17 protein-coding genes and 2 pseudogenes are annotated in these 14,302 nt (G+C 68.8%); 9 read left to right on the top strand and 10 right to left on the bottom strand.

What is annotated here, in order from left to right; translation table 11 throughout:
- The first annotated feature begins 20 nt into the window (after positions 1 to 20).
- Entirely contained in the window at positions 21 to 1,250 is a 1,230-nt protein-coding gene (locus ACZ56E_RS34355; RefSeq protein ID WP_471220323.1) for a hypothetical protein, read from the top strand.
- A 794-nt stretch (positions 1,251 to 2,044) separates the two neighbouring features.
- Here the strand turns inward: ACZ56E_RS34355 and ACZ56E_RS34350 are convergent.
- From ACZ56E_RS34350 to ACZ56E_RS34335, 4 genes are all read right to left on the bottom strand, one after another.
- Complete coding sequence (locus ACZ56E_RS34350; RefSeq protein WP_471220321.1) at positions 2,045 to 2,464, bottom strand: hypothetical protein; 420 nt, start codon at positions 2,462 to 2,464, stop codon at positions 2,045 to 2,047.
- Positions 2,461 to 3,087, bottom strand: coding sequence for a hypothetical protein (locus ACZ56E_RS34345; RefSeq protein WP_471220319.1), 627 nt, complete (start codon positions 3,085 to 3,087; stop codon positions 2,461 to 2,463). Before ACZ56E_RS34345 ends, ACZ56E_RS34350 begins: the two co-directional genes overlap by 4 nt.
- Positions 3,088 to 3,204: 117 nt before the next feature.
- Entirely contained in the window at positions 3,205 to 3,390 is a 186-nt protein-coding gene (locus tag ACZ56E_RS34340) for a hydrophobic protein (RefSeq protein ID WP_471220317.1), read from the bottom strand.
- A 142-nt stretch (positions 3,391 to 3,532) separates the two neighbouring features.
- Positions 3,533 to 3,709, bottom strand: coding sequence for a hypothetical protein (locus ACZ56E_RS34335; RefSeq protein ID WP_471220315.1), 177 nt, complete (start codon positions 3,707 to 3,709; stop codon positions 3,533 to 3,535).
- 456 nt (positions 3,710 to 4,165) lie between these two features.
- On the opposite strand from ACZ56E_RS34335, the pseudogene ACZ56E_RS34330 reads away from it, so the two are divergent.
- The 5 genes and pseudogenes from ACZ56E_RS34330 to ACZ56E_RS34310 all read left to right on the top strand — a co-directional run.
- Positions 4,166 to 4,345, top strand: a pseudogene (locus tag ACZ56E_RS34330) (DUF6328 family protein); the annotation flags it as partial.
- A 132-nt stretch (positions 4,346 to 4,477) separates the two neighbouring features.
- Positions 4,478 to 4,747: a hypothetical protein gene (locus ACZ56E_RS34325; RefSeq protein ID WP_471220313.1), complete on the top strand. Its 270-nt coding sequence runs from the start codon at positions 4,478 to 4,480 to the stop codon at positions 4,745 to 4,747.
- An 80-nt stretch (positions 4,748 to 4,827) separates the two neighbouring features.
- On the top strand, positions 4,828 to 5,187 hold the full coding sequence (locus ACZ56E_RS34320; RefSeq protein ID WP_471220311.1) for an ANTAR domain-containing protein: 360 nt from the start codon (positions 4,828 to 4,830) through the stop codon (positions 5,185 to 5,187).
- A gap of 55 nt (positions 5,188 to 5,242) precedes the next feature.
- Positions 5,243 to 5,599 carry a PRC-barrel domain-containing protein gene (locus ACZ56E_RS34315; RefSeq protein WP_468560865.1) on the top strand — a complete coding sequence of 119 codons (357 nt, stop codon included), beginning with the start codon at positions 5,243 to 5,245 and terminating at the stop codon, positions 5,597 to 5,599.
- 141 nt (positions 5,600 to 5,740) lie between these two features.
- Entirely contained in the window at positions 5,741 to 6,019 is a 279-nt protein-coding gene (locus ACZ56E_RS34310; protein ID WP_471220309.1) for an ANTAR domain-containing protein, read from the top strand.
- Between the two features lie 508 nt (positions 6,020 to 6,527).
- Here ACZ56E_RS34310 and ACZ56E_RS34305 read toward each other — a convergent pair.
- A complete protein-coding gene (locus tag ACZ56E_RS34305) occupies positions 6,528 to 7,823 on the bottom strand; it encodes a diacylglycerol/lipid kinase family protein (protein WP_471220307.1) in 1,296 nt (431 codons plus the stop codon).
- Positions 7,824 to 7,993: 170 nt separating this feature from the next.
- Here ACZ56E_RS34305 and ACZ56E_RS34300 point away from each other — a divergent pair, with 170 nt between their 5' ends.
- A complete protein-coding gene (locus tag ACZ56E_RS34300) occupies positions 7,994 to 8,827 on the top strand; it encodes a DUF1206 domain-containing protein (RefSeq protein ID WP_471220305.1) in 834 nt (277 codons plus the stop codon).
- 176 nt (positions 8,828 to 9,003) lie between these two features.
- On the opposite strand, the gene ACZ56E_RS34295 is transcribed toward ACZ56E_RS34300, so the two are convergent.
- From ACZ56E_RS34295 to ACZ56E_RS34280, 4 genes are all read right to left on the bottom strand, one after another.
- Positions 9,004 to 9,720, bottom strand: a complete 717-nt coding sequence (locus ACZ56E_RS34295; protein WP_471220303.1) for an ANTAR domain-containing protein — start codon at positions 9,718 to 9,720, stop codon at positions 9,004 to 9,006.
- 86 nt (positions 9,721 to 9,806) lie between these two features.
- Positions 9,807 to 10,565, bottom strand: coding sequence for an ANTAR domain-containing protein (locus tag ACZ56E_RS34290; RefSeq protein WP_471220301.1), 759 nt, complete (start codon positions 10,563 to 10,565; stop codon positions 9,807 to 9,809).
- On the bottom strand, positions 10,562 to 11,224 hold the full coding sequence (locus tag ACZ56E_RS34285) for a hypothetical protein (RefSeq protein WP_471220300.1): 663 nt from the start codon (positions 11,222 to 11,224) through the stop codon (positions 10,562 to 10,564). Before ACZ56E_RS34285 ends, ACZ56E_RS34290 begins: the two co-directional genes overlap by 4 nt.
- A complete protein-coding gene (locus ACZ56E_RS34280; protein WP_471220298.1) occupies positions 11,224 to 11,673 on the bottom strand; it encodes an STAS domain-containing protein in 450 nt (149 codons plus the stop codon). The genes ACZ56E_RS34285 and ACZ56E_RS34280 overlap by 1 nt, the downstream gene beginning before the upstream one ends.
- 491 nt (positions 11,674 to 12,164) lie before the next feature.
- Between ACZ56E_RS34280 and ACZ56E_RS34275 the strand changes: the two are divergent.
- Positions 12,165 to 12,393: pseudogene (locus ACZ56E_RS34275) on the top strand (Asp23/Gls24 family envelope stress response protein); the annotation flags it as partial.
- A 385-nt stretch (positions 12,394 to 12,778) separates the two neighbouring features.
- Here ACZ56E_RS34275 and ACZ56E_RS34270 read toward each other — a convergent pair.
- Complete coding sequence (locus ACZ56E_RS34270) at positions 12,779 to 13,213, bottom strand: Rrf2 family transcriptional regulator (RefSeq protein ID WP_471220296.1); 435 nt, start codon at positions 13,211 to 13,213, stop codon at positions 12,779 to 12,781.
- Between the two features lie 123 nt (positions 13,214 to 13,336).
- Between ACZ56E_RS34270 and ACZ56E_RS34265 the strand changes: the two genes are divergently transcribed.
- Positions 13,337 to 14,086 carry an SDR family NAD(P)-dependent oxidoreductase gene (locus ACZ56E_RS34265; RefSeq protein WP_471220295.1) on the top strand — a complete coding sequence of 250 codons (750 nt, stop codon included), beginning with the start codon at positions 13,337 to 13,339 and terminating at the stop codon, positions 14,084 to 14,086.
- The last annotated feature ends 216 nt before the right edge of the window (positions 14,087 to 14,302 follow it).

The following is a 14,302-nucleotide window of genomic DNA, read 5'->3' as shown; positions in this document are numbered from 1 at the left end:
GTTTACAGAAAGGCCGTTGCATGAGCGTTGTCATGGTGAACGCCACCAACCTGCTGCCGTACGAACCATCGACCGACCCGAAGCCGTTGCGGGTGAGCTCCGCCGAGGAAACCGAATACGGCTCCGTCAACATCAATGTCGGCGGCGGCATCACCACGTCGGCCTGGTGCAACAAAATCACCGTCCGGGTGCCGGTCGGCGCGGGGGCCGAGCACCTCACCACCGAAGGCGCCGACATCAAGACCGGTGCCAGCACCGGCTGGACGCCGTCCGCCCCCACCGTCTCCGGCGGCTTCGCGGTCATCACCTTCACCCCGGCCCGCGCGGTGCAGTTCACCGGGCAGATCGTCACCCTCACCCTGTCCAACATCGCAGTCAACCGCACGGCGGGTCAGGTCTCCATCGCGATCGTCGAGAGTTCGTCAAGGACGAACGGGAGTTTCACCAACAAGGACGCTGCGGTCGAGGTGGACAAGTTCCCGGCCGGGTTCGTGTTCCGGAATTTCGCGCCCGAGAAGATCATGGTGGAGAACGGTGAAGTCGCCGTGCTCCGTTGGGAGGGTTCGGACGCGAAGTACACGATGCACTGGGGCGACACCCCCGCCGGAGTCTCCCTCGACAAGGAACGTGTCTGGTCCACCCCGCGCGGTCTGACCACCGTCACCGGTTTCATGCTGCGCGCCGAAGTCACAGCCGGTGGCGTCACCCTCACCCACACCCTGACCACGGCGGTCACCGTACGCATTCCTGACCTCGTCGTCAGGAACCTCACCGTCCAGGGCCCGGCCACATTCGCCGACAGCGTCAGCCTCAGCAACACCGCCAAGGACCTGACGGTCGCCGGATCGGTGCGCGGTGCGGGCAGCAACCCGCTGCGGGTCAGCCAGAACGCGGGCCTGAAGGTCGACGCGGTCCTGAACGTCACCGGGGCGAGCACCTTCAACAACAGCATCACGACCATCAGAGATGTCACCGCCGCAGGCAATATCAAGGCCGGAGGAAATCGGGTGCTCCGGGCGGGCGACACGCTCCGCTTCGTAAGCCACAAGAATAGGTACCTGCAGGAGGGGCCCGACTATGGCGGCGAGAAGGAGGTAGCCCAAACCTCTAGGACCCTCTACAGCAACGCCGCCTGGCGGACACAGCATCTCTCCTCTGCCAGCTCGTTCGGAAAGGAGCCGGAGGAAATGCAGGAGCCGGAAGACCTCGCACAGGATGAGCGGACCGTCACCCCAGACCCGGAACTCTGACCCGGCCGCCGGGGGGGGGCGCCGGTGCAGCTCACGCATTGGCCCCGGTCACCGTCAGTTCTGCCGGCGCGGGCACCATTCTGATCGGCGATGCGTAACAGTGGAGGCGTTCCGCCCCCCAGGCTACCGGCGCTCCTGGTCACAGGGCGTGCCGGGCTACAGCAACTGGTTCCTCGCGGACGCCCCCACTGACGGAATCCTGACCGGTACACGTGAGGCGTGCGAGCGGCGTCTCCGGCACCAATGCCAGTCTGATTGTCTATAGCGTGGGCCGCTACAACTACGTCACCCCTCCGGCGCTTGCCAGCATGGCATCGCTCTCGATTCCGCTGCGCAAGGACCAGGCGTTCTACGTATACTCAGAAGTGATCTCTGACGTCTGGCGCTATTTCAAGACGCTGACCCTGTTCTGGTCCCGGCGGGGCCAGTCCGTCGACCTCCGGGTGCACTCCGCGGGAGCTCCGGCACCGACGGCAGAGGCCGCGCAGGAGCCCGTCGAGCCTGGAAATGGTTCATGCCCGTCCCCGTTCCTCACCTGGTGTCCGCTTCCCGTCCCGGTATGACCGTCTGCAACGACAAGCTGTACTCCGTCTACCGGGACGCCGCCGAAGGTACCGCTGCGGACGTCGCGCAGACACCGCCTTCGTACCTCCAGGCCCATGTCGCCGGGCGTCAATCAGACCGAGCCGACTCCAGGAGACAGCCACCGCATGTCAACCGGTGCGGGCTCGCGCACCGAGTTCCTGCGGCGGCTGTGCTTCCTGTTGCGTGGCAGCGTCACTGACCGGCGGGCGCTACATGCGCAGCAGCAATTCTGTGGTCTCCTTGTACTGCCTCAGCGCGAGCCGCAGTTCTTCCGTCCGCGCTTCAGTGCCCTGATCCCGCCAGCCTGCATGCAGGACACGGTGCCGCTCGGCAAGGGTCGCGGTCAGCTGGGTGACGGCTTCGTCGAGGACGCCGTCGGCCTCCTCCAGCGCCTGTCGTGGGCTTTCCACGAAGGTGCTGAGGGCCTGTTGGAGCCGCATGGTGAGCTTGTCCCGATCGCTTCGGGGGAGAAGCACGAGGCTGGGAGTGTGGTCGGGGTCGGTGGTGCTGATGACCGGCTGACCGAGTGTGCGAGCCGGCTCGGAGCGGGGCAACTGCGAGGCATGCTGCTCGGCGAGGTTCGGCCTGTCGGTCTGAGGCTGCTGTGCGCGTTCCTGGTCGTACATCATCGTGTGCCAGTTCCCTTCGCGTGGCGCCGGCTCTGTGTCGACGGTGTGTGGCTGCGGGCGTCGGGGGTTTGCGGATGGCGCCGGCGCGAGCCCGCCGACTGATCGGTGACCAAGGCCTCGAAGAGGGGGCGGGCGTCGAACATGGCCTCCCGCATTTCTTCGGTGCTGCTCTGGCCGCGGGCGACCGTGTGCAGGCTGCGGTAGCCGTGGACGTAGTGGGCGTGGTGGACGGAGAGCGCGGCGAGCTGCTCCTCGAACCGGTCGCCGTCGGGATAGCCGCGGTCCTCTACCAGCCGTGCGAGGAGCGCGTCGGCCACGGCGACAGCCTTGTGTGGTGACTCGACGAACTGCTCCCGGCAGTCCGCCCATTGGGCCGCATAGCGTGCGCGGGCCTCGGGTGGCAGCGTCTGCTCGTGGAGCGAAGGGTGATGCTTGACGCGCTCGCCGAGTTCCCGCCCGGCCGCTTTCACGTCGCCGTCGTGGCGGTCGACGGACCGCTGATACTCGGGGCCGAATCGCCGCTGCAGGCTGCGCCTGCCACCGCCGGGAGCCCGGGTGCGTCCGATGAAGAGGAGAGTGCCTGCCGCGATGGCCACCACGGCGATGATCACGACGGTGATCATGGCTGCCCTCTGCGGCTCGGGCCTCGTGCGCTGCTGTGCTCCATTTCCCTCAACCTCTTTTAGCGCCCTAAGAGTTGGCTGTCCTTGGTTCGTCCACCGGGTGGGGCGGGTGTGAGGTCACCTGCCGCTGCGGCTGAACCGGCGCCGCCCGCCGCTGCTGCGACTGCCACCGCGGCCTCGCATGAGGAAGCCGATGACCCACAGGGCCAGCAGTACAGCCGCGACCCACCAGAGGATCTGCATGGCGAAGCCGGCCCCGAAGATCACCAGGATCAGCAGAAGGAGGAGAATCCACATGAGCATCGCCGGGCCTCCAGATCGCGCGGAATGGTTCCTGATATCCGCGGGGTCCGGGCGAAGCGGGAAGGTGGAATGCGTCGCCGAACGGTCCGGAGTGGCATCGCCCTACGCCGTGCCGTCAGTCAACGCCTGTCCGGCTCCTGTGTCAACGGCCCTTGAGCAGGGCGGGGTCGGACGCCTGGTCCGGGGCTGTTGAGGTTGCCCGGACCGTGCCGGGAGCGTCGTCCGGATCGGTGGACGGCAGGATGCGGTCCTCCCACCAGGACAGGCCCATCACCGTGGCGAGCAGTACGAAGGGAACGAGAACGACCAGCGCGTACATGGGTACCGCCTGCTGAAGCGTGCGTGCGGTGGGACGGGCACCGGCGGGGCTGCCCGCGCGGGGCGCATCGGGCCTGAGCCGCAATCGCTGTGGGGGCGGCGGAGGGTGGAGGCGGCGCCGCGCGTGATCGTGCCGCGGTGGATGCCTGCTCCGATACGCGGGGGCGCCCTGGGGCGCGACAACCAAGGGATGCCTGCCGGGGACCGGGGCGGCACCGCGCACGCTAGCCTCCGCCACATGCACTGAACAGGTCGCAAGCAGCCAGCCCGATAGGCGGTGCCGGAAGGCAGCAGAGGCAAGGACGAGGGCTGACGCACCCCGCAGCCCGGTTCCCGCCGACGGGACGAGCCGGGCGGTCACGACCCACAGGAGGGCTGGACGGCGGGCGACGAGTGGCTTGCCGGGACGTGACCGAGGACGCCGCGGACACCATCCGCACGCCGCGATGAGACGGCGCTCGAGTGGGCCGACCGGAACTACGGCGAGCCGCTGCAGGAACTGAGGAACATCCAAAGCGGGGTCGAGATCCTGTTCGCGTGCCTGCTGACGTCGGCGCTCACCCTCCGATTTCAACAGCATGGTGAGGTACATCGCGCGCCGTGCGGATCCAGTTCGGGCGGGGGCCGAGCGTTCTGATGCGGGCTCTCACCGGTTCCGCCCTGCTCGTCGTCGGTCCGGGCGTATCCACAGCCTCTTGAAAGGACTACGCTGTGCAGCGAGGCCCAAGCCCCCGGCAGCGAGGTTCCGTTCCGCCCGGGGAGGCCCACCGTGATCGCCTTGTTCGCCATCCTGATCGTGGTCCTGTTCGGCCTCGGCTTCCTCAATCCCCTGTGGTGGGCCGTCGCGGCCGTGCTGATGTTCGTGGCCGTGCGCTACGGCCGGGGGCGTGGGGGCAGCCGGGTGCAGGGCGGAAATTTCGAGTACCGCGACTACCGGGACCACAGAGACCGCGAGAACCGATGGGACCGTCGCTACCGGCGACAGCGCCAGGGACTCTGGAGGCGCCAGGACCGTCGGGACGAGCAGCACCACCGGTGACCGATTCGGATTCCGGTGCCCATGCGTCCCGCGCCGACTTGGTCGGGCGGGCGCATTCAGTGCGTGGTGAGGCAGGTGTCATGAAGCAGAAACTCAGGATCCAGGAAGACCGGTGGATGATGGCAACCGAGGTGGCCTGGGGCGATGCAGCCCTGGACCCGGCTGTCGTCGAACTGCACACCGAGATTGCGCGGTTGCGCCGGGCCCTGGGCGACCGGGCGGTGATCGACCGGGCCCTCGGGATGATGATGGCCTTGGTTCCGTGCCCCCGCAGGGAGGCCGGCACCCTGTTGACGGACGTCGCGCGGCACAGTGGTCTCTCACGCCGAGAGGTGGCTGCCGCTCTCGTCGCCACCTCCGAGGGAAGCCCCTTCCCCAAGCACCTGGACCAGGCGCTACGCGGTGCGCTGGGGCGCCTGCACGCGACAGACCGGACATGACCAACTTGCGCCGAGCACGCGTCACCCAGCGGATGAACCCAGACAGGAGAAGACCATGATCCAGTCAGCCGATGTCCGTGAGTGGCGCGGCCTCGACGTGGTGGACACGGACTCGCGCAAGATCGGTGTCCTGGAATCGATCTACGTGGACACCACCACCGACGAACCGGCCATGGCCACCGTGAGGACCGGGCTGCCCACCCGGCACCAGCTGATGTTCGTCCCCCTCGACGACGCGATCACCGGGCCGGGCTACCTCAAGGTCGCCTATGCCAAAGCACTGGTGAAGACGGCTCCCTCGATCGGCACCGATGACGTTCTGCCCGCCGAGGACGAGGCGGGGATCTTCAAGCACTACGGGCTGCCTTACGAGCCCGGTGCGGCCGGGGAGCGGCAACTCGCCCGCCGCTGACCGCTTGTGGCACCCAGGAAGGCATGCCTAGGCCATGGCTCCTGATCACTGCGTTGTGAGGTAGGCACCATGCGTCGAGCAACCATGCCCCACGCCGCACAGCAGGTGACGTCTGGGGCTTCGGCAGGGGATGCGTCTCTGGTGGCCGAGCTCATCAAACTGCGCGCGGAGAACGATCAGTTGGCCATGGCGCTGTCGAGCCGTGCGGTGATCGACCAGGCGCGCGGCATGCTGATGGCCCTGGCTCCGTGTGACAGTGAGCGGGCCTGGGGCCTGCTGGTGGACGTGTCGCAGCACTGCAACGTGAAGCTCCGTGACGTGGCGGCGGCTCTGGTCGCCACGACGCGAGAGGAGGAGCTCCCCGAGCAGATGCGGCGGGAACTGCGCCGTGCGCTGAGGCGCCTCCATGACCGCTGGTGACGGCTCGGGTGTCCAGCGGGCGGCACCGGGAGCTGTGAACTCAACTCTCCGGTGCCTTCGTCCCGGCCGATCGGCGGACGCCCTCATCGGGTGGCCCTGCACATGGATCCCAAACCTTTACGGGGAGGGGCATGCTGGTGCGGGCGGTGCCCGTTGCGCCGGAGGGCACTCCGGCCGGTGTCGTCGAGCTCGCGCTCAGGGCGAGGAGCGCGACCCAGGCGCGGCCAAGGAGGACTCGACGAAGAGGTCCGCCAGATCCTCACTCGGGTCCTCGGCCTGCCAGCGGTTCAGCCGGCGCGGACGCACGGCGTCCATGGCGGACGGCTCTGAGCTGTCGATTTCGTGTGGGTGCTGCTGAGTGTGCATGGGGCGCCTCGGTTCAGGTGCCCGAAAGACGTGCTGGACAGGCATCGTGCCCGACTGGCAGTGCGTGGCCGGGGTCTGGGGCGTCTGCTTTGCGGCATTGCCCCGGACGGGCATTGTGTTGCCGTGTGCCGATGGCACGGGATCACTGAGGGGCGGGCAAGTAGACGGTGAGGGCGCGGCTCCTCTTGTCGAGGACGAGGGTGTCGGCGGCCGGACTCACTTCGCCGTCCCGGGTGTAGTCGCCTGCCTTGCCCACACCGTCGATGCGCAGCCGGGTGGCGGTGGTTTCCTGGTAGACGCGGGAGCGGGCGAGAGTGCCGGTGAGGAAGGCCGCGACGAGGCGGGTGCGGGCGAAGGGGTGCTTTCCGTCGACGATGCGCAGGTCGAGGAGTCCGTCGTCCAGGGTCGGGCGGTAGGAGGGGGCGAAGCCGGGCGGGTCGTAGCGGCTGTTTCCGGCGAACAGCAGCCACAGCCGCCGGGGCCGTCCGTCGAGGGTGACGTCGACAGGGGTGCCGTCGGCCAGGACGCGGAGCAGGCCGATGGCGAGGGCCGGCCATTTGCCCAGGGACGTCTCGCGCGCTTCGCGGGCCCGGACGAGTTCGGGGTAGACGCCGATGCTGAAGGTGTTGAGGAAATAGGTGCAGGTGCCGTCGCCGGTGATCCGGCCGAGGTCGACGGTTCCGCCGCGGCCCGCCTCCACGGCCTCGGCGGCCTCCCGCAAGGTCGAAAGGCCGAGGTCGGCGGCGAAGTGGTTGAGGGTGCCGCCGGGGAACACCGCGAGCGGCAGTCGGTTGTCGACGGCCAGTACGGCCGCCGCGTTGACCGTGCCGTCGCCCCCGACCACCCCGAGCGCGCCGCCGCGCGCCTGTACCTGCGCGGCGGCCTGTCGCAGCACGGTGTACAGGTCCGCGCCGGCTTCACAGACCCGCAGGTCCGCTTTGGGCAGCAGGGTGCGCAGTTCGACTTCGGCCGGGACCTCGCCGCCGGCGTCGCTGTTGACGACGACGACAAGACCCTCGCCGGACGGCAGAGCGGGGACCGGGAGCTTCGGCCAGGCGCTGTCTGCGGGCTCGTCGCGGTGCAGCGGCCACCAGCGGCAGGTTGCCGCGGCGATGCCCACGCCGAACGCGGCATCCGCCAGCACGCGGCCGGGAGGGTGTGCTCCCGCGCGAAGGCGGGAGACGGCGATGCCCGCGGCGACGGGAAGGAGGATGGCCCCCAGCCGGGGTGTCTCGAAGGTGGCAGCCGTCGCGAAGGCGGCCGCACCGGCCGTGCGGTGGGAGGACGCCGCCCCGCTCGGCGGATGCCGCAGCGGTCGACGCTTGTCGAGCACCTTGGTAGCGACCTGGATGGCGGCGCAGGCAAGGGCCAGCGAGCCGGTGCCGCGCAGGGCGGCCCGGCGCGCGCTGCGGTTGCCGGTCAGGCGCTTCGCGGTCAAAGAGGCGAGCTTCGTGCGTTCACTGGGACGCGGCTCATGGGTTCGCATACCGGCCGAGTACCCCTGCCAACGGTGAACAGGCTGCTGCGAGTACGGCATCACGTCGCCTTCCGGGGGTACTCAGGGGCCAGGACGCGCATTGCGCGCTCCATGGCCGTGGGGAGGACCTCGTGACGTCGTCTCATGCACAGGACAGGGGTGGGGGCGCAGGTTCTGCCGCCCATGCCGCCAAGGAGGAGACGCTGACCGCCGCGGGCCGGGCGGGTTTCATGGCGCGTGGTGTCGTGTACGTCCTCATCGGCGCCCTGGCGATCCAGCTGGCCCTGGGGAGCGGCGGGGAGTCGGCGGACCGCCAAGGAGCGCTGGACCAGGTCGCGGAGCAGCCCTTCGGGAAGGTGATGCTGTGGGCGCTGGCCGTGGGCTTCGGTTGCATGGCGCTGTGGCGGGGATCCCGCGCGGTGCTCAGCAGGGGGCCCGAGCGGAAGGCCGCCTCGCGGCTTCTGGACGGCGGCCGGGCGGTCTTCTACGCCTCGGTCTGCTGGGCGACCGCGGCGTTTGCCGCCGGTGGTGGCCAGGGTTCCAGCGGCAATGCGAAGTCGAAGGACTGGACTGCGTCGGTGCTGAAGCTGTCGTACGGTCAAGTCCTTGTGGGGGCCGCCGGTTGCCTCCTGATAGGCATCGGTGTCGTGCTCGCGGCCCGGGCGGCGATGCGCAAGTTCCTGCGACAGCTGGACGTGGGCGCGATGAGTCACCGTACACGGCAGATCGTGACAGGCCTGGGGGTGGGCGGGGGCGTGGCCCGCGGCACGGTGTTCGCGGCGGCCGGCATCTTCATCCTGACCGCAGCCGTCCAGTTCGATGCGGACGAGGCCAAGGGGGTGGACGCCACGCTCCGCAGCTTCACGCAGACCCCGGTGGGCCCCTGGCTCCTGGTCGTCGTGGCGATCGGGCTGATCCTCTTCGGAGCCTTCTCCTTCGCCTCGGCCCGCTGGCGCCGCCTGTGAGCAGGGGCCACCACGGCCGCCCTTCTCCGGCACTCGCGGTCGGGCTCACCTCGATCATGGACGGGGGTGGCGCGAGAGTACATGGGCACCCATGGGAGTCCTCTGTTCCGAGATGGGCCGGTGCGGCGTTCGCGGCAGAAGGCCGCACCGGGCCGGGAGACAGATCCGTGCCTGGGTCAGGACACCAGCCCGGCCAGGGGCTCGCTGTCGTCTATGAGGGCGCGGGCAACGTCGGACAGGCGGCGGTTGTGGGCGCGGGCGTAGCGGCGTAGAGCGCTGAATGCCTGTTCCATGTCGACGCCGTGGCGTTCGGCGAGTTTGCCCTTGGCCTGCTCGATCAGTACGCGGCTGTTCAGCGCGGTCTGCAACTGCTCGTTGAGGACCGTGGTGCGCTGGGCGGACCGTTGTTGCAGCAGGCTGATGGTGGCGACATCGGCGAGGGCCTGGGCGATGGACGTGCCGACCGGGTCGAAGGGGCCGGGAGTGGACCGGAAGAGATTCAGCGCGCCGACGACCTCGTCGCGCAACCGCATGGGCAAGGCCTGGACCGCGCCGAACCCGCGGAGCTGGGCCTGGGCGGCGAAGCGAGGCCAGCGGGCGGCCTCCCTCCGCAGATCGGGGGCGGACACCGGGGCGCCCGTGCGGAAGCAGTCCAGGCAGGGTCCCTTGTCGTTCTGCAGCTGGAAGAGTTCCAGGAGGCGCACCTGTTCGTCGGAGGCTGCCATCACGCGCAATTCGCCGTCCCGGTCCGCGAGCAGCACTCCGGCGGCGCTCGCCCCGAGCATCCCCACGCAGCGGTCGGTCAGCAGGCGCAGGAAGTCGATCAGGTCGAAGTCGGCGACCAGATTGTCCGCCAACTCGACGAAGGTCTTGGCCAGGAGCCGTTCATTCATCGTCAACACCCTTGATAGAAACTAGTCCCGCCGGAGTGGGGCGGGAAGTGCGGGGCGTCATGCGCTCCTCGGACCCGGCGAGGGCATCAGGTGTCCTCGCCGGTCCGGGTCGGCTCCGCACCCGGAGGGAAGCGGAGCCGACGGGCCACCACGTCGGCGGCCACGTCGGTGAGCCGGTGCCCCCGGGCATAGGCGTGGGCGCGCAGTCGGACAAAGGCTTCGTCCATGCCGACGCCGAGCTGGACGGTGAGCATGCCGGTGGCCTGGGAGATCTCCGCCCGGTAGCCGCCCAGGTCCTCGATGTGCCTTTTGGTCGCGTCGTCGGGTGGTGCGCCCGTCGCGTCGATCCGGGCGTCGAGCAGGACCAGCGTAGCGAACTCGGCGAAGGCCAGTGCGTCGGCCAGTTCCTCCGCGTTCAGCCGGACCGGGTCCTGCGCGTACAGATCCAGGACGCCGGAACTGATGGCTCCTATCTGCAGAGGGAGCGCGAAGACCGCACGTGCTCCGGTTTCCAGAGCCGCATCGGCGAACACGGGCCAGCTGTTCTGCAGTTCACCGGCCTGCAGGTCGGGCGTCAGGACGGCTTCGCCGTGTGTGAAGGCGTCCACGCACGGCCCCTCGCCCAGGGTGAGCTGCAGCTCCTCCAGCCGTTCGCTGATGTCGTCGGTACTGCACAGCGGATGACTCGCCGCAGTCCTGGACATCGCCGATATCCCGGCCCCGCCGACCGGCAGCGAGGTCACCGCCGCGGTGCACACATCCATCACGCCCACCCGGGCACCGCGTCGGGCCGCCTGTTCGGCGACCAGCACGCGGATCCGGGACGACCGGCGGTTGGGTGTCACCCCGGCCACCGGGTCCAGGCGTGATGGCCCAGCCCTTCCAGCCGCTCCACGGTTCGCTCTCCGAGGGGAAGCACCAGCACGCGGAACGTCGTGGGCAGGCCCGGCCGCCAGATCTCTCCGATGTCCTGCCATCCCCAGGACCGGAAGGCATTCAGCGCCGGGTGATCGGTCGGATCCACCAAGGTCGTCCCGAGCGACGCCTGATGGCCGGCCAGCAGCCGCTCCTGCAGACGGCGTGCCAGGTCATCGTCCTGCGGGTGAGGGCGGACCAGGACGTTGGTGACCGCGAAAACTACATCGGACTTCGTGAGTTGCTCGATACTGCGGGGCAACGCACCTTCGAAGCCGTGCCACCAGGTGCCGTCGCCGCGGACCGGGAATCCGAAGGCACAGCCCACCAGGCCGTCCGTCTCCGCGATCACCATGGCGAACCCCGGCCGACGGATGTCACCGGTGAGGCGGCTCAGGAACTCCTCCCGACCGTGACCGCGGTACTCCTCCTCGGGTTCGGTCTCATCGGAAGCCGTGTGCAGATCCGCCAGATCCTGGCGCATGCCCTCTGCCAGCCAGCGGTTCACCCGCCGTAGCCGTACTCCGGCCATGTCGGACGATCCGTCGCCAACGGGCGCCCGTGAAGAATCCCGCCGGGGCCAGGCCATCACAGCACACCTCCCGAAACAGTGGGGGTGCCCGGAACCAGCCGACGAGACGTCTCGAAGCCCGCTACGGCAAGCGGGACCGGCGCGGTGGCGAAGAGAGCAGCAGGGCGAGGAACCGGGCCCGGTACGGCCGAAGGACCATCGAGCAAGAAGCCGGAACCGGTGAAGTCGATCACCCGGGCCAGCGTGGGCGGCGGGTAGTGCAGACGCAGCGTCCCACCGGCCATGGCGGTGTGCAGGAACATCTCGATGAAGGCGTTGAGGCCGCTGCAGTCGCAGAAGGTGACAGGGGTGAGGTCGACGTGGATGGTGCGCACGCCATCGCGCAGACACCGCTCAAAGCTCGTACGTATCAGCGGCACCGTCTCCAGGTCGATCTCGCCCGCGAGGGTGATCAGGGCCCGGGTCCTTCTGTCGTGCCGATAGATGTTCAACGGGGGCAGGGGCATGACGCCTCGTTCCAGAGACTTGCCGGCAGAGCCATGGGATGGGGCCGGACCACTGGCTCCTCCACGGTCGCTCACGGCAAGGGAATGCATTCGGCGGAGGCAGTGAACGGATGGTCCGGCAATCTGTCCAGGGGGACAGAGAGCCCGCCCCGTTCCCTCCAGGGGATGCGCCAGGTGATCGGACGAAGGAGCCCGATCCCCGCAGCCATCTGTGTCGAGCAACAACAGGTCCGCCGGGGTCCAGGACGTCCGTACCTCAGGATAGCCCCCATCCCGCACCAAGCAGGCGGCTGGAAGCCACCCGTCCTCATGGGCTGGACGGCGGCCTGGTTCAGCGGCACCCGGATTGCATGTCCGCTGTGCCACAAGGCACTTGGAGACTGGTACGACACGCGGCGGCCGACAGCCGCCTGCGTGGGGAAACCCTTGAACCCCAAGGAGGCGGCTTCGCGACCGTCGTAGGCACGAGGCTGTAACCCTGAGCGAGAGAGCTGGCGGCCACCCGCGGCAAGACGGCCATCGCGGACGGAACCGTGGAGAAGATCGCCGGGATCGCCGCACGCGAAGTGACCGGAATCCATGCTCCGGAAGGCGGATTCAGGCGCACCATGGGCGCGATGCGCGATGCGCGACCGCGGCCCCGGCGCACGCGCCGGCGCGGGACGCGGTGTCGAGGTCGGCGAGAAGCAGACCGCCATCGACCTGGAGGTGGTCGTCGAGTGCATGGCGAGAAGGGCGAGCCCTACGAGCATGAGGCTCGTAGGGCTGAAGCTCGCCTCGGTAACGTCTCGGTGGCTCGGACGGCGACTGCGATGACGAAGAGCACAGCCTGGTTGGTCGGTGGTGAGCGCCTCGACGGCTTCCGTGTCGGTCGAGGCGGAGGGCTTTCTGCGCAGGTTGGGAACGTGCGTCAAGAGATCGCACATAGCGCCTGCAGTGCACGTAATGCACCGTGCCTCTGTTCGGCTTGCTCCCGACCTGTCCTGACCTGCGATCTTCTTTCACTTGTTTGCGCCGCAACGGTCTTCGGCGTGACTGGTTGCCAGGCTGTTCGCCGGCCCGGGCATGGATGGGGTCTTGGTGATGTCAGGGCGTAAAGGGGAGGCTAGCGAGGTGCCGCGAGTACGTCCCGGAGTACGTTCGCGAGCGTGACGCGGGCCAGCTCGTGTCTCAGGGTCTCCTCGATGCCCTCGTAGATGCTCTGCATCGCCGGCTGGATGCCGTGACCCACCACGCATCCCTGGTCCGGGGTGGTGCGGTGCATTGCGAACAGCGGGCCGGGTTCCACTGCTTCGTACACGTCGAGCAGGGTCATCGACTCCAGCTTGCGCGCCAGCGACCAGCCCGCGCCCACGCCCCGCCGGGACTCCACGAGCCCGGCCCGGCGCAGCTCGCCGAGCAGCCGTCTGATCACCACCGGGTTGGTGTTCGCGCTGGTCGCGATCTGCTCGGAGGTGGCGACCTCATGGCCCTGGCGCTGGTAGAGGCCGATCCAGGCCAGCGCGTGGGCGGCGATGGTCAGCCTGCTGTTGGCGCTCATGGACTCCTCCTCTGGACCGCGACGCTTCATATTACCGCAGTCGTAACAGCGAAGGTTGCAACATCCTGTCGTAACAATTAACGTTGCGACGGCCGGGAAGGGTCAATCAACGAGGTGAGAAGAATGAGCAAGCCACTCACGGGCAAAGTCGCCCTGGTCACCGGGGGGTCGCGCGGACTGGGAGCCGCGACCGTACGACTGCTGGCCGAGCAGGGCGCCGACGTCGCCTTCACCTACGTCAGCTCCGAAAAACGGGCGCAGGCCGTCGTCGACGAGGTGCACGGCAAGGGAGCCAAGGCCGTCGCCTTCCAGTCCGACCAGGCGGACACGAGCCGAGCGTCGGCGCTGATCGACGATGTGGTCGCGCACTTCGGCGGCCTGGACATCCTCGTCAACAACGCAGCGATCTCCGTGGCGGGCACGGTGGACGACCCGGACGCCGACACCGCCGCACTGGACCGGATGCACGCCACCAACTACCTCGGCGTGATCGCCGTCATCCGGGCCGCCTCCCGAGTGCTGCGCGAGAATGGCCGCATCATCACAGTGAGTTCCGGACTGGGCTCCCGGGTCGGCGCCCCGGGCCTTGCCGACTACTCGGCGACCAAGTCCGGGATCGAGAGGTACACCATGGGCGTCGCACGCGACCTCGGGCCCCGGAACATCACGGCCAACGTCGTGGAGGCCGGACTGATGGAGGGCGGCATGCAACCGCCGGACCCCGAGACCCTCAAGTCCCTGGTCAGCTCGCTGTCCCTGCAACGCATGGGGCACCCCGACGAAATCGCCGCGGCGATCGCCTTCCTGGCGAGCCCCGCCGCGTCGTACGTCACGGGCGCAGTGCTGGACGCCCACGGCGGCTACAACGCCTGAACCCGAACGCCTGCCGCGCGCTCCGAAGGACATCGCGCCTTCGGGGCGCGCACCGCCAACGACCCGCGTGTGCGTGGACACACCTCAAGAAGCCCGGATCGTGATCGTGTTACGAGCTCTTACTGAGTGTTTCGCCCTGTGAGGTGTGTTTGATCCCGGGTTAGGTTCCGCGCCAGTTCAGGGTGCTTTCGCCGGTGAGGCGGCGGGTCATGAGGT

The organism is Streptomyces sp. NPDC039480, assembly GCF_055597165.1.
This window is presented reverse-complemented; position numbering and strand designations above follow the sequence as displayed.

Coding starts and splice junctions, on each gene's coding strand:
- ACZ56E_RS34295 (WP_471220303.1), bottom strand. CDS start 9,720: ATGAATGAACGGCTCCTGGCCAAGACCTTCGTCGAGTTGGCGGACAAT.
- ACZ56E_RS34270 (WP_471220296.1), bottom strand. CDS start 13,213: ATGAGCGCCAACAGCAGGCTGACCATCGCCGCCCACGCGCTGGCCTGG.
- ACZ56E_RS34340 (WP_471220317.1), bottom strand. CDS start 3,390: ATGCTCATGTGGATTCTCCTCCTTCTGCTGATCCTGGTGATCTTCGGG.
- ACZ56E_RS34315 (WP_468560865.1), top strand. CDS start 5,243: ATGATCCAGTCAGCCGATGTCCGTGAGTGGCGCGGCCTCGACGTGGTG.
- ACZ56E_RS34355 (WP_471220323.1), top strand. CDS start 21: ATGAGCGTTGTCATGGTGAACGCCACCAACCTGCTGCCGTACGAACCA.
- ACZ56E_RS34335 (WP_471220315.1), bottom strand. CDS start 3,709: ATGTACGCGCTGGTCGTTCTCGTTCCCTTCGTACTGCTCGCCACGGTG.
- ACZ56E_RS34350 (WP_471220321.1), bottom strand. CDS start 2,464: ATGATGTACGACCAGGAACGCGCACAGCAGCCTCAGACCGACAGGCCG.
- ACZ56E_RS34280 (WP_471220298.1), bottom strand. CDS start 11,673: ATGCCCCTGCCCCCGTTGAACATCTATCGGCACGACAGAAGGACCCGG.
- ACZ56E_RS34285 (WP_471220300.1), bottom strand. CDS start 11,224: ATGGCCTGGCCCCGGCGGGATTCTTCACGGGCGCCCGTTGGCGACGGA.
- ACZ56E_RS34320 (WP_471220311.1), top strand. CDS start 4,828: ATGAAGCAGAAACTCAGGATCCAGGAAGACCGGTGGATGATGGCAACC.
- ACZ56E_RS34345 (WP_471220319.1), bottom strand. CDS start 3,087: ATGATCACCGTCGTGATCATCGCCGTGGTGGCCATCGCGGCAGGCACT.
- ACZ56E_RS34265 (WP_471220295.1), top strand. CDS start 13,337: ATGAGCAAGCCACTCACGGGCAAAGTCGCCCTGGTCACCGGGGGGTCG.